Origin of the sequence: Jiangella asiatica (assembly GCF_004349065.1) — a bacterium.
Classification (GTDB): Bacteria; Actinomycetota; Actinomycetes; order Jiangellales; family Jiangellaceae; genus Jiangella; species Jiangella asiatica.
The window spans coordinates 1-12,708 of sequence record NZ_SMKZ01000089.1 but is presented as its reverse complement, the minus strand read 5'-3'; the positions used below and the strand labels follow the sequence as shown (position 1 = coordinate 12,708).

The following is a 12,708-nucleotide window of genomic DNA, read 5'->3' as shown; positions in this document are numbered from 1 at the left end:
CGGCCAGCTCGGCGAACACCCGGACCTGCTGCGCCTCGGCGTGGGCCTTGAGCCGCTCCCACGCTCGCGCCACCAGCACGACATCGTGGGTGGGCAGCTCGGCCGGGTCGACCTCGGCGAGCGCGGCGGCCAGCTGCGGCCCCGGTGGCAGTCCCACGAGCTTCCCCACGCCTGGCGCGCCGGCGGCAATACCGCCGGCGGGATCATCGCGGGCCGAGTCGTCGCCGGCGGATGTCAGAGTGGACACTCGGGTGCGCCCCTTCCGGATCGGTTCCCGATGCGCCCGACGCACGAGCGCGCCACCCGCGTTCACCGACCGGCTGGGGCGGACGACCACACCAAAGAGCGATGTGACCGTGACAAGACCAGACACCAAAAGGAGTGCTCGTCTCAGCTTCACCACGCACAATATCAAACATGTGTTCGACTCCGCAACTCCGCGACGTGGGAGCCCGGCGTCCTTGGCGTCGACCGGACGCTGGGCGCCCGCTCTGGGGATGCACGACGACGGGTGACGTGGCCAGCACCGGCCCGAGGAGCTCGCGTAGGTGCTGTGAGGCGTCGTCCCACGCGCTCCGGTTGCTCCTGCTCACCGTGGCGGGTGGGCGGCGAGCCACGTCGCGGCCCGGCGCGGCGATGCGCGCGCCAGCCAGGCGTCCTGGATCTGCTCGGCCAGCTCCGCGCGGGTCAGCTCGCCCAGCCGGCTGGCGCGTACGAGCACCGACAGGTGGCCGTCGAAGTGCGGCGTGGTGAAGAACGGTGTCGTCGGGTCGCTGACCAGAGCCTGCTTCTCCGTCTCCGACTCGACCCACAGGACGATGACGTCGCGGTAGCGCTCGCCCGTCTCCGGGTCGACGGCGTCGGGGCGCGGATTGCGGAAGAAGACGAACGACTTGCCGCCCACCTGGTAGACGGGGTTCTCGGCGGTCCCGGGGTAGACGCTGACATGTGGCATCGCCAGCGCCAGGTCGTGCACGTCCGCGGCCGTCGCCGGCCGATCCGCGTCGCGGGCCTTCATCGGCCTAGCGTAAACCCGCAGCGTAGGCCCATGCGGGCGACCTGCGGCGTTACGATGCAACTCAACGGGCGGAAGCGGCGTCATCCCTGCGGGGGGAGGTGACGAGTGTCCGGAACGACGCGGTCCACCGCGGTGGCGGCCACCGCGTCGCTACTGGCTGCCGCCCCGCTGGCCGCGGTCACCGCGGCCGACCGCTGGCTGGTCGTCGCCGCGGTGCCGATCGTCCTGGTCGCGACGGCGGGATGGGCACTGCGACGGGTCCGGCTGCCGGCCACCACGGTGGTCGTCATCCAGACCGCGCTGGTGACCTGGTGGCTGGGTGTGCTGGCCGCCCTCGGCGGACCGGCCGCGTGGTCGGCCGGCGCCGTCGGCTGGCGGGCCTTCGTGCCGTCGCCGGAATGGGCCGATCGGCTGGGCGACACCGCCGGTGCCGGCGTGGCCACGCTGCGCGAGCACGCCGCGCCCGTGCCCGTCGATCCAGGGGTCGTGGTGTTGCTGGTGGGCTGTGTCGGTGTCATGGCCGTGGCGGTGGACCTGGTCGCGGTCGCCTTGCGGCGGGTGGCGCTGGCAGGGCCGATCCTCGCCTCGGCGTATCTCGTCGCCGCCGGGGTGCTGCCGAACGGCGTGCCGTGGGCGTGGTTCGTCCCGCCGGCCTGCGGCTACCTGCTGCTGCTCGCCGTCGAACACACGCGGCACGTCACCCACTGGGGCCGCGGCTGCGCCGTCGACGCCGCGGGGCTCCCGAAGCGTCCGGGCACCGCCCTGGCCAGAACCGCCCGGCGGGTCGGCGGCCTGGCGCTGGTCGCGGCGGTCGCGGTGCCGGCCGTGCTGCCCGGCGTCGGCGACGGGGTCCTGCCCGGCCGCTGGGGTGACGTCGAGCGCTGGGCCAGTGCCCCGGCGCCGGGCGAGGACCCCATCGTCGACATCCACCGCAACCTGCGCCGTCCGGACGACGTCACGGTGATCGAGTTCACGACGTGGTCGGGCGACCCGCCCTACCTGCGGTCCGCGGTCTACGGCGAGTTCGACGGCCGGCAGTGGCACCAGGCCGGGGGCGACATCCTCGGCCGCGTCGAGGTCGGCCTGCCGCCGCCGCCAGGGCTCGCCGCCACCGAGGTCACCCTGATCGGCTACGACCTCACGCTCACCGACGACTATCCGTGGCGGTCGCTCCCGCTTCCCTATCCGTCGCGCTACGTCGACATCGAGGGGGAGTGGTACTACGACGCCGCCACCCTCGCCGTCGTCTCGCCGACCGACGATCCGCGCGGGACCAGCTACCACGTCGAGGCGGTGGACGTCGCCGCCGACCCGGAGGCGATGCGGGACGCCACCGACCCCGGGCACCGCCTCGACCCGATGCGGGAGCTGCCCGACGGGCTGGCCGAGACGATCCGCCCGTACGTCGAGGAGGCCGTCGGCGGTGCCGCCACCGGCTACGACCAGGCCAGGGCGCTGGAGGAGTGGTTCCGCGCCGGCGGCGGCTTCACCTACGACCTCGACGTCGTCGACCAGGGCGGCTCCGCCGCGTCGCTGGTGACGTTCCTGGAGGACCGCCGCGGCTACTGCGAGCAGTACGCCGCGACGATGGCCGTGATGGCCCGCAGCCTCGGCATCCCGGCCCGCCTCGCGGTCGGGTTCCTGCCCGGCGAGCGTGCCGACGACGGCCGGTACATCGTCAGCGCACACGACGCACACGCCTGGCCCGAGCTCTACTTCGCCGGCACCGGCTGGGTCGGGTTCGAGCCGACGCCGCCGGACCGCGGTACCGGCATCCCTGACGACACCGAACCCGACGCCGGCCAGCTCGACGGTGACCGGCCCGACGGTGACCGGCCCGGTGCCGCGCCGACCGGCTCGGCCGGCGGGTCGGCCGGCATGCCGGGGTTGCCCGGCGACGGCGAACCGGGCATCACCGGCGTCGACGGCGGGTCGCTGGCGTGGCTCCTCGGCGGCGCCGCAGCGGCCACGATCGCCCTGGCGGTGGCCGCACGATCGGTGTCGTCCCGGCGGGAGCACCGGCGGCGGTGGCGCCGCGCCGCCGCGACACCGGCGCTGGCCGCCGAGGCCGCGTGGGCCGACCTGCGGCTGATGGCGCTCGACCTCGGCCTGACCCGCGCCTCCCTCGCCAGCCCGCGAGTCACCGCGCACCGCCTGGCCGAGATCGTCGAGCTGGACCAGGAGTCGCGGCGGCTGCTGGACGGCGTGGTCCGGGCGGTCGAGCGGGCCCGGTACGGCCCACACGTCGATCCGGTGCCGACCCTGGAACGCGACGTCGCGATGCTGCGGCGGACCCTGCTGCGGTCGCGGCCGGCCGCGCGGCGCCTCCTGGCCCGGCTCTGGCCGGCCACCGGAGCGGCGGCTGGACGCGGGGGCACGCCGCCACGCCCGCGCCCGGCCGGCTAGCCGTCGGACCCTGAATCAGCGGACGGCGTTCTCCCAGAGGCCCATCACGTTGCCCTCGCTGTCGCGGAAGTAGGCGGCATAACCCATGTCCAGCACAGCCTGCTTGGGGTGGACGATCGTGCCTCCCAGGGACTCCACGGATGCGAGCGCGGCGTCGATGTCCGGGACGTCGATGGTGATGATCGGCGTGTCGACCGGCTCACCGCGGCGGAACATCCCCCCGTTGATCGCGCCCGGACTCGTCGGCCTCCCCTGGTCGTCGGTCGGCGTGGTCGACACGACGGTGTAGTTCACCTCGGCCATGGACTGCAGGTTCCAGCCGAACGCCGCGCGGTAGAACTCACGCGCTCGGTCGAGATCGTCCGCCGGGATCTCGAAGTGCACGACTTGTCCGCTCATGACGGCCCCCTATGGCATCGCGGAGCGTGTGCCGGATGTCGCCAGCGTAAACCCCGTTCCGGCCAATGAGCCCCGTTGCGGTCGGGGGAGTGCTGGTCGATGCCACGGGGTGGTTCTGGCGTAGATTCGAGAGAGCCGGAACGTCGTGCGACCACGGAGGAGCCGATCATGGCACAGAGCCCTCGAACCATCCCGTCGGGCGACATCCAGGACGAGCGTGTCGCCGCGCTGCCGCTTGCCACCGCGTACACCTACGTCTACCTCCCGACCGCCCTCGACGACGAGGGCCGCGCGGTCGACCAGCCGGCCGTGCTCAACGGCATGCTGTGGCCGCTGCGCATCGAGGAACACCCTGCGGCGGCCATGTCCGCGGACCTCACCGCGCTGGCCGACGCCGGGCTGATCTGCCGCTACACCGTCGAGGGCCGTGACTACCTGCACGACCCCGCCTGGCGGCGCCGGCAGCGCCTCTCGCGTCCCGAGCGCTCGACGCTGCCGCGCTGCCCGATCCACGAGTCCGGGTTGCGTGAGCTCGTCGAGGACACGTTGTCGTCGGTGTCGGACCAGGTCAGTTCGATCATCGGTGGAGCCGCCGCCAACGTCGGGCAGTCGCGCGTGCGCGACACCGTGGCACGCATCGTCGAGGACGTCACGTTCCCCGTCGACCCCGAGAAGGCCGCCACGTACGGTCAGCGCATCCGCGAGTTCCTCAGTGGCGCCACGGACGCCGACCGTCCCGACGACGACGCCGAGCGCTCGCCGTCGGGGCGGGCGGAGCCGTTGCCGGCCGCCGGCACGGTGCCGGTCTCCGTCGACACCGCGCCCGAAGCGGAGGACGCCGGGCCGCCGTCGACGCCGGGTCCGGAACCGGCCGACGGCGGTGCCGGCTCGCCGGAGGCGGAGGCGAAGCCGGCAGATGTCTGGCGCGACGCCACCGACGACCCTTCGCCCGGCGAGACCCGCTGACTACCCAGCTGGACTCCGACCGTCCTCAGCGGGACTGCGGGTCCAGCGTCGTCTGCCAGCGCACGGAGCCGTCGACGCCGATCAGCCGGACGGTGAGCTGCGCCGTCCGCCCGTCGATCGCCACCTCGCCGACGAACTGGAAGCCCTGCGCGGGTGAGGTGTTCGCGGCCGGCGGCGCCTCGACGAACACGGCCTCCGGGCCGAACGTCGGGTCCAGCGTGTTCGGGCCGAACGCACCGGCGTTGAGCGGGCCGGAGACGAACTCCCAGAACGGGTCGAAGTCGGTGTAGGCGGCTCGCTCGGGGGAGTAGTGGTGCGCGGCGGTGTAGTGCACGTCGGCGGTGAGCCAGACGTGGTTGCGGATGCGCTCCCGCTTGAGGAACGACAGCACCGGTGCGATGTCGAGTTCCCGGCCCGCCGGCGCGCCGGGCCGGCCGTTCGCGATGCCCTCCTGCGCCTCGCCGTCCGGCACGATGAGCCCGATCGGCAGGTCCGCGGCGATGACCTTCCACACCGCGCGCGACCTCTTCAGCTCGCGGGTCAGCCAGGAGGTCTGCTCGGCGCCCAGCACGCCGCCGTCCGGCACGGTCTCCGTACCCGGTGTGTTGGCGTCCTTGTGGGTGCGCATGTCCAGCACGAACACGTCCAGCAGCGGGCCGTACTCGATCTTGCGATAGACACGGCCGGCGCCGTCGGCGTACGTCGGCGAGATCGGCAGGTACTCGAAGAACGCGCGCCGGGCACGGGCGGCCAGCACGTCGACCCGCTTCTCGGTGTAGCGGCCGTCGGCCAGGATCTCGCCGGGGTACCAGTTGTTCGTGACCTCGTGGTCGTCCCACTGGTTGACCTGCGGGGTCCTTGCCAGGAACTCGCGCCAGTTGTCGGCGAGCAGGTTGTACTTGTACTGGCCGCGGTACTCGTCGAGCGTCTCGGCCACTTTCGTCTTCTCCGGGATGACGAGGTTGCGCCAGGTGCCGCCGCCGGGCAGCGCGACGGTCTCGGTCACCGGGCCGTCGGCGTAGATGGTGTCGCCGCTGCACAGGAAGAAGTCAGGGTCGAGGTCGAGCATCGTGCCGGCCATCCGGAAGCCGCCCAGGTCCGGGTTGACGCCCCAGCCCTGACCGGCGATGTCGCCTGACCACACGAACCGGAGGTCGTCGCGGTGCGCCGGCGCGGTGCGCAGCCGGCCCACGACCGGCTCGCCGGCCGCGCCCGTGTCCGGGTCCTCGGCCGTGACGCGGTAGTGCAGCTTGCTGCCAGGGCGCAGGCCCTCGATCAGGACCCGGCCGGTGAGGTCGGTGTCGGGCGTCACGATGCCGCCGCGTACGCGCCGGGCGCCGCGGAACGACGGGTCGCGCGACACCTCGACGACCAACCGGGCCGGCCGGTCCGCGCGGGCCCAGACGGTGCCGGACGTGCGTCCGACGTCGCCGGACTGCACCCCGTGGGTGAGCGACGGACGGCCCGAGCGGACCAGGGCCGGCGCCGCGGCCGCGGGGAGGACGCTGCCGAGCGTGGTGGCGGCTCCGAGGGCGAGCGAGCCGGTCAGAAGCCTTCGCCGGGTGAGATCAGCCATGGCGGCATGGTGGCCCCGGCAGGCGACGTGTCCGTGTATGCCGGATGAATCCTCGGCGCGACGCTGTCGGTGGGAGCGGCCACAATGAACGGGTGTCCCGCTGGGTTCTGCACGTCGACCTCGACCAGTTCATCGCGGCGGTCGAGGTGCTGCGCCGCCCCGAGCTGCGCGGCCGGCCGGTGGTCGTCGGCGGCGACGGCGACCCAAGCAAGCGCGGCGTCGTGGCCACCGCGTCGTACGAGGCGCGCGAGCACGGGGTGCACTCCGGGCTGCCCATGCGCACCGCGCTGAAGCGCTGCCCCGATGCCATCTTCCTGCCGGTCGACAAGCCGGCCTACGAGGCGGTGTCCGAGGACGTCATGGCCACGCTCCGCGAGTTCGGCGTGGTCGAGGTGCTGGGCTGGGACGAGGCCTTCGTCGACGCCGGCGACGCCGACCCCGCCGGCACCGCCCGGCGCATCCAGCAGCGGGTGCGCGAGGCCACCGAGCTGGAGTGCACCGTCGGCGTCGGCGAGAACAAGCTGCAGGCCAAGCTCGCGACGGGGTTCGGCAAGCCGGCCGGCGTCTACACGCTCACCTACGACACCTGGTTCGAGGTGCTCGGCGACCGGCCCACCGACGCGCTGTGGGGCATCGGGGTGAAGACCGCGAAGCGGCTGGCCGGCATGGGCATCCACACCGTCCGCGAGCTCGCTACCACGCACCCGGACGTCGTGGCCGCACAGATGGGGCCCACCATCGGGCCCTGGCTGGTCCGCATCGCCCGCGGCGTGGCGTCGGCCCGGGTCAGCGGCGAGCCGTGGCTGGCCCGCTCGCGCGGCCGGGAACGCACCTTCCAACGCAACATCGACGACTGGGACGAGGTCGGCCGCGAGATCGTGCGGCTCGCGCACGAGGTCACCGCCGACGTCGTCGCCGAAGACCGCCCCGCCGTCCGCGTCGTCGTCAAGGTCCGCTACGCCCCGTTCTTCACTTCGACCCACGGGCGCAAACTGCCCGCGCCGACGAGCGACGCCGACGCCATCGCCGCCGCGGCCCTCGAGGTCCTGGAGCGGTTCACCGACCGTCGCCCGGTCCGCCTGCTCGGCGTCCGCGCCGAGTTCGGGACCTGACACCAGCGCCTATGGTGACGTGGGTGAACGAGACCGCGATGATCGAACTTGCGCTGGCCTACAGCCGCCGCCTGGACCACTGCACGACGAGCGGCGGTGGCGGTATCGACGAGCTGATGACGCTGTTCACCGACGACGCCACCCGCATCGTCGACGGCCAGATGGTCCAGCGCGGCGCCGACGAGATCCGCGCCGGCTTCTTGCGCCGCGGCCAGTTGCGCGACCAGTAGTCGATCTCGTCGGGGTGGAGGTCTGGGGCCGGCATGTCGTGTGCCGCCTCAAGCGACGCGATTCCACGATGACGTCGTCCGGTCACGAGCACCACCTGCGGGTTCTGCTCGTGCGGGACGGACGGATCGCCCGCGTGGCCGTCGTGACCGACCCGGACGAGGACTCGGCACTGCGTGCTTGATCGGCCCGGGACGCTACGCGCGTTGCAGCGAGCGCCGTGCCGAGCCGAGCGGCGCGGACCACTGGACGCGGCGGCCGTCGGCGCGCAAGCATGGCGGCCAAGAGCCGTGCGACGGGGGTGGTGGCCGATGGGCATCGTGTCTCCAGGGTTCCGGCGACGCCGGCGCGACGACGTCGAGCTACCGCCCGGGCAGTACCTCACACAGGACTTCCCGGTGCTGTCGGCGGGTCCGACGCCGCGCATCCCGCAGCTGGAATGGGAGTTCGTCGTCGTCACCGAGGCTGGGGTGCGGCATCGGTGGACGTGGGACGAGCTGCAGGCACTGCCGGCGCAGGAGCCCACGGTCGACATCCACTGCGTGACGAAATGGTCCAAGCTGGGCACGACCTGGCGGGGCGTATCCGTCGACGTGCTGATGGAGGACGTCGAGACCGCCGCCGACTACGCGCTCGTGCACTCCTACGGCGGCTACACCACGAACCTCCCGTTGGAGGACCTGCTCGACGGCAAGGCGTGGGTGGCCTATGAGTACGAGGGTGCCGAGCTCTCGCCACCGCACGGCGGCCCGGCCCGGCTGCTCGTGCCGCACCTGTACTTCTGGAAGTCCGCGAAATGGGTTCGCGGCATCCAACTGCTCCCGGACGACGAGCCCGGCTTCTGGGAGAGCGTCGGCTACCACGACTACGGCGACCCGTGGCGCGAACAGCGCTACCAGGGCGATTGAGCGCCCGGCTGACCTGGCGCGTCGCCACCCTCGCCGAGACCCAGGACGAGACGGCGACGGCCCGGACGCTGCGCCTGGACGTGCCGGACTGGCCGGGCCACCTGTCCGGGCAGCACGTCGACGTCCGGCTCACCGACGAGGACGGCTACAGCGCCCAGCGCAGCTACTCGCTGGCCGCGCCGGCCGACGGCGACCGCATCGAGCTGACCGTGCAGCGCATCGCCGACGGGGAGGTCTCCGCCTACCTGGCCGACACGTACGCCGTCGGCGACCCGATCGAGGTGCGCGGCCCGGTCGGCGGCTGGTTCGTGTGGCGGCCGGCGGACCCCGCGCCGGTGCTGCTGGTGGCCGGTGGCTCGGGCATCGTGCCGCTGATGGCGATGATCCGCACGCGCCGGCAGACCGGCAGCCGGGCGCCGTTCCGGCTGGTCTACTCCGTGCGCTCGCCGGCGGACCAGTACTACACGCCCGAGCTGCGCCGATCCGCCCGCGACGACGGCGGCCTGGACGTCGCCGTCGTCTACACGCGGTCGGCACCGGACGGCTGGTCGCGGCCGCCCGGGCGCATCACCGCCGCCGACCTGGCGTCACTGGGCTGGCCGGCGTCGTTAGAGCCGAGCTGCTACGTCTGCGGCCCGACGGGGTTCGTCGAGGCCGCGGCCAGTGCTCTGGTGGATCAGGGACACGATCCACGGCGAATCCGGACCGAGCGCTTCGGTCCGTCCGGCTCAGGAGGGTGACATGAGCGAATACTCCGACGACTACGAGGACGGCAACGCGCTGGCCGGCCCGCTGGGCGAGCTGTTCGCCGTCGACGTCACGACTGCCACCAGCCGCTGCACGGGCTGCGGCCGCAGCGGGCCGGTCGCCGGCCTGCGGGTGTACACGCACGCGCCCGGTCTGGTCGCGCGGTGCCCGGGCTGCGAACAGGTGATGCTGCGGCTGGTGCGCGGCCCGGACGCGGCCTGGCTGGACCTGAGCGGGACGGCGAGCCTGCGGGTGTCGCTGCCGGCGGGGTGACGCGCGGGGTCAGGTGGGTTCGCCGTCGAGGACGCAGAACTCGTTGCCCTCCGGGTCGGCCAGCACGGTGAAGCCCTCGCGTCCGGTCTGACCGACATCGGCCCTGGTCGCGCCGAGGGTGAGGAGCCGCTCGACCTCCTGGGCCGCGGTGCGGTCGGTGGCCACGAGGTCCGGGTGGTTGCGGTTCTTGTCGTGCTTGGGACCGGCGCTGGGCTGCAGCCAGACCGGGAGCGCACCCGCGCCGGCGCCGTCGTTCGGCCACAGCTTCACCGAGCCGTTGCCGCGCGACACGATGCGGTAGCCGAGCGCCTCGGACCAGAATCGGGCCATCCGGTCCACGTCGTGGACGTCCAGGGTCCATTGCCTGATGCTGCTGGTCATCGCGGTCCTCTCGGTCGGTGGTGGTCCGATCTCCCCGATCGCTCCCGTACCCGGTCCGGCGCCTCCGACGCCCGGCACCGATACTGGCGCGGTGGATCGACGGTTCCTCGCCCGCCCCGGCATCGACGTCGCACCCGACCTCCTGGGCTGCGTGATCCGGCACGAGACGCCCGAGGGGGCGGTGGCGGTCCGGCTCACCGAGGTTGAGGCGTACATGGGCGCCGACGACCCCGGCTCGCACGCCTACCGCGGCCGCACCGCCCGCAACGCCGTGATGTTCGGCCCGGCCGGTCACCTCTACGTCTACTTCACCTACGGCATGCACTTCTGCGCCAACGTCGTGTGCGGCGAGGAAGGGACGGCGACGGCGGTGCTGCTGCGTGCCGGCGAGGTGGTCGACGGCGCGGAGCTCGCGGCGAGCCGGCGTCCGGCCGCGCGGTCGGCACGCGACCTGGCCCGCGGACCGGCCCGGCTGGCCTCGGCGCTGGGGCTGGGCCGCTCCGACGACGGCGCCGACCTGTGCGGGTCACCCTCGACGACGGCGTTGCTGGCCGGCCCACGCGCGGACGGCGACCTGGTGCGCAACGGGCCACGGGTCGGCGTGAGCGGTCCCGGCGGCAACGGCGACGAGTTCCCGTGGCGGTTCTGGCTGGACGGCGAGCCGACGGTGTCGACGTACCGGCCGCACGTTCTTCGCCGCCGGCGGTGACCCGGCGCCGAAGGGACCTGACACCGTCGTCGGCGGGTATCTGACATGCGGTGCGGGCCGCCGGTGCGGAATCATGGGTGGGTCAGCACAACCGCACACCTATGAGGAGACCAGGCACCGTGACCGACATCCTGGACGAGCTGCACTGGCGTGGGCTCATCGCGCTGTCCACCGACGAGGAGGCGCTGCGCGCCGCCCTGGCGGCCGGTCCGGTCACCTACTACTGCGGCTTCGACCCGACGGCGCCGAGCCTGCACATCGGCAACCTGGTCCAGATCCTCACCGTGCGGCGGCTCCAGCTGGCCGGCAACGACCCGTTGGCGCTGGTCGGCGGCGCGACCGGGCTCATCGGCGACCCCAAGATGACCGCCGAGCGCACCCTGAACGACCGCGACACCGTCGCTGGCTGGGTCGAGCGCATCCGCAAGCAGATCGAGCCGCTGCTGGACTTCGACGGGCCGCACCCGGCGCGGATGGTGAACAACCTGGACTGGACCGCGCAGCTGTCGGCCATCGACTTCCTGCGCGACATCGGCAAGCACTTCCGGGTCAGCCGGATGCTCTCCAAGGAGACGGTGAGCGCCCGGCTGGGCAGCGAGCAGGGCATCAGCTTCACCGAGTTCAGCTACCAGATCCTGCAGGGCATGGACTACCTGGAGCTGCACCGCCGGTACGGCTGCGTCCTACAGACCGGTGGCAGCGACCAGTGGGGCAACCTCACCAGCGGCGTCGACCTGATCCACCGGGTGGAGCGACGGTCGGTGCATGCCGTGGCCACGCCGCTGGTCACCAAGGCCGACGGCACCAAGTTCGGCAAGACCGAGATCGGCACGGTCTGGCTCGATCCGGAGATGACCAGCCCGTACGCGTTCTTCCAGTTCTGGATGAACGCCGACGACCGCGACGTCATCGGCTACCTCAAGGTGTTCAGCTTCCGCGACCGCGACGAGATCGGCAGCCTCGAGCAGGAGCTGGTCCAGCGGCCGGCAGCCCGCGGCGCCCAGCGCGCGCTGGCCGAGGACGTCACATCGCTGGTGCACGGCGCGGACGAGACCGCGAAGGTGGTGGCGGCCTCTCGTGCCCTGTTCGGCATGGGCGCACTGGAGGAGCTCGACGCCGGCACCCTCAAGGCCGCGCTCGACGAAGCTGGTGCCCCGGAGCTCCAAGCAGGGGAGGAGCTGCCGACCTACGTCGACCTGTTCATGTCGGCGGGCCTGGTCGACTCCCGGTCCGCGGCACGACGCGCCATCGGGGACGGTGGGGCGTACGTGAACAACGTGCGGCTCGACCCCGGGACCGCGGCCGACGCCCGGGCACAGCGCGACGAGCTGCTGCACGGACGCTGGCTCGTGCTGCGCCGCGGCAAGCGGACTGTCGGCGGCGTGGAGATCGGGCCCGCCTGACCGAGTGCAGCCGGGCTGGGTGCGGCAGGGCTGGGCGGCAGGGCTGGGCGGCAGGGCTGGGCGCGGCAGGGCGCGGTCGATCCACAACGGCCTGACCTGGGCGAACACGGCTGAGACGGGCGTCACAGAGATCGGCCGCGCCACGATTTGACTCGACGCCGCGAGGTGCGTAAGTTTCTCTTCGGCTCGCGGGGAGCGGGACACCGAAACACTGGTGGCCGGCCCAAGAGTCCCACCCTTATCAGCACATCTGAGCAGGCCCATGTTCGGGCCCGGTCAGGCTGGCGGGCGGAACCGCAAACGGCTTTGTCTCGGCAGGCCGGATGCAGTAGGCTGAAGGAGCTGCTTCGGGCAGGGGTCCGATCGGGACCGTCCAAGTCCGGTTTGATCACCGGCGTGACCGAAGCGAATCTTTCAGAGAACCACAGCGCCTCGCGCGGATCCCCTTGCCGGGGTCATGTGGGTGCGTCCGATTTTTGAGAACTCAACAGTGTGTTTTTGATGGTTGTTTGTTGACGCCAATTTTTGTTTGTGTCCTCGTGCCTGCCCTGTTTGGGGTGGGTTTGGGGTTCCTTTGATGAT

At 72.5% G+C, this 12,708-nt stretch carries 13 protein-coding genes and 1 pseudogene; 9 read left to right on the top strand and 5 right to left on the bottom strand.

Translation table 11 applies throughout. The annotated features are described in order from the left end of the window. Both E1269_RS31095 and E1269_RS31090 read right to left on the bottom strand, forming a co-directional pair. Window positions 1-247: pseudogene (locus E1269_RS31095) on the bottom strand (hypothetical protein); the annotation flags it as partial. A 342-nt stretch (window positions 248-589) separates the two neighbouring features. Then, entirely contained in the window at window positions 590-1,018 is a 429-nt protein-coding gene (locus tag E1269_RS31090) for an MmcQ/YjbR family DNA-binding protein (RefSeq protein WP_131901988.1), read from the bottom strand. A gap of 105 nt (window positions 1,019-1,123) precedes the next feature. Here E1269_RS31090 and E1269_RS31085 point away from each other — a divergent pair, with 105 nt between their 5' ends. Then, window positions 1,124-3,424, top strand: a complete 2,301-nt coding sequence (locus E1269_RS31085) for a transglutaminase TgpA family protein (protein ID WP_131901986.1) — start codon at window positions 1,124-1,126, stop codon at window positions 3,422-3,424. Window positions 3,425-3,439: 15 nt separating this feature from the next. Here the strand turns inward: E1269_RS31085 and E1269_RS31080 are convergent, their stop codons facing one another. Further along, on the bottom strand, window positions 3,440-3,823 hold the full coding sequence (locus tag E1269_RS31080) for a VOC family protein (protein WP_131901984.1): 384 nt from the start codon (window positions 3,821-3,823) through the stop codon (window positions 3,440-3,442). Between the two features lie 168 nt (window positions 3,824-3,991). Between E1269_RS31080 and E1269_RS31075 the strand changes: the two genes are divergently transcribed. Further along, window positions 3,992-4,789: a hypothetical protein gene (locus E1269_RS31075; RefSeq protein ID WP_131901982.1), complete on the top strand. Its 798-nt coding sequence runs from the start codon at window positions 3,992-3,994 to the stop codon at window positions 4,787-4,789. Between the two features lie 25 nt (window positions 4,790-4,814). On the opposite strand, the gene E1269_RS31070 is transcribed toward E1269_RS31075, so the two are convergent. Continuing rightward, window positions 4,815-6,365: an alkaline phosphatase D family protein gene (locus tag E1269_RS31070; RefSeq protein ID WP_131901980.1), complete on the bottom strand. Its 1,551-nt coding sequence runs from the start codon at window positions 6,363-6,365 to the stop codon at window positions 4,815-4,817. Window positions 6,366-6,457: 92 nt separating this feature from the next. Here E1269_RS31070 and E1269_RS31065 point away from each other — a divergent pair, with 92 nt between their 5' ends. From E1269_RS31065 to E1269_RS31045, 5 genes are all read left to right on the top strand, one after another. After that, the gene (locus tag E1269_RS31065; protein WP_203434262.1) at window positions 6,458-7,477 is read left to right on the top strand and encodes a DNA polymerase IV; all 1,020 of its coding nucleotides are present in this window, start codon (window positions 6,458-6,460) and stop codon (window positions 7,475-7,477) included. Window positions 7,478-7,500: 23 nt separating this feature from the next. Beyond that, a complete protein-coding gene (locus E1269_RS33175; RefSeq protein WP_203434261.1) occupies window positions 7,501-7,707 on the top strand; it encodes a hypothetical protein in 207 nt (68 codons plus the stop codon). A 309-nt stretch (window positions 7,708-8,016) separates the two neighbouring features. Beyond that, window positions 8,017-8,613: a molybdopterin-dependent oxidoreductase gene (locus E1269_RS31055; RefSeq protein ID WP_131901976.1), complete on the top strand. Its 597-nt coding sequence runs from the start codon at window positions 8,017-8,019 to the stop codon at window positions 8,611-8,613. After that, complete coding sequence (locus E1269_RS31050; RefSeq protein ID WP_420810695.1) at window positions 8,583-9,353, top strand: ferredoxin reductase; 771 nt, start codon at window positions 8,583-8,585, stop codon at window positions 9,351-9,353. Before E1269_RS31055 ends, E1269_RS31050 begins: the two co-directional genes overlap by 31 nt. Before the next feature lies 1 nt (window position 9,354). Continuing rightward, complete coding sequence (locus E1269_RS31045; protein ID WP_131901972.1) at window positions 9,355-9,633, top strand: DUF6510 family protein; 279 nt, start codon at window positions 9,355-9,357, stop codon at window positions 9,631-9,633. Window positions 9,634-9,642: 9 nt separating this feature from the next. On the opposite strand, the gene E1269_RS31040 is transcribed toward E1269_RS31045, so the two are convergent. Further along, window positions 9,643-10,014 (bottom strand): VOC family protein, encoded by a 372-nt coding sequence (locus E1269_RS31040; protein ID WP_131901970.1) that lies wholly within the window; start codon window positions 10,012-10,014, stop codon window positions 9,643-9,645. A gap of 91 nt (window positions 10,015-10,105) precedes the next feature. On the opposite strand from E1269_RS31040, the gene E1269_RS31035 reads away from it, so the two are divergent. Continuing rightward, a complete protein-coding gene (locus E1269_RS31035; RefSeq protein WP_239001090.1) occupies window positions 10,106-10,723 on the top strand; it encodes a DNA-3-methyladenine glycosylase in 618 nt (205 codons plus the stop codon). A gap of 119 nt (window positions 10,724-10,842) precedes the next feature. Then, window positions 10,843-12,126, top strand: a complete 1,284-nt coding sequence (tyrS, locus tag E1269_RS31030; RefSeq protein WP_131901966.1) for a tyrosine--tRNA ligase — start codon at window positions 10,843-10,845, stop codon at window positions 12,124-12,126. The last annotated feature ends 582 nt before the right edge of the window (window positions 12,127-12,708 follow it).

Excerpts from the sequence above, each read along its gene's own strand:
- E1269_RS31090 (WP_131901988.1), bottom strand. The coding sequence starts at position 1,018 with ATGAAGGCCCGCGACGCGGATCGGCCGGCGACGGCCGCGGACGTGCAC.
- E1269_RS31080 (WP_131901984.1), bottom strand. The coding sequence starts at position 3,823 with ATGAGCGGACAAGTCGTGCACTTCGAGATCCCGGCGGACGATCTCGAC.
- E1269_RS31075 (WP_131901982.1), top strand. The coding sequence starts at position 3,992 with ATGGCACAGAGCCCTCGAACCATCCCGTCGGGCGACATCCAGGACGAG.
- E1269_RS31070 (WP_131901980.1), bottom strand. The coding sequence starts at position 6,365 with ATGGCTGATCTCACCCGGCGAAGGCTTCTGACCGGCTCGCTCGCCCTC.
- E1269_RS31055 (WP_131901976.1), top strand. The coding sequence starts at position 8,017 with ATGGGCATCGTGTCTCCAGGGTTCCGGCGACGCCGGCGCGACGACGTC.
- E1269_RS31045 (WP_131901972.1), top strand. The coding sequence starts at position 9,355 with ATGAGCGAATACTCCGACGACTACGAGGACGGCAACGCGCTGGCCGGC.
- E1269_RS31040 (WP_131901970.1), bottom strand. The coding sequence starts at position 10,014 with ATGACCAGCAGCATCAGGCAATGGACCCTGGACGTCCACGACGTGGAC.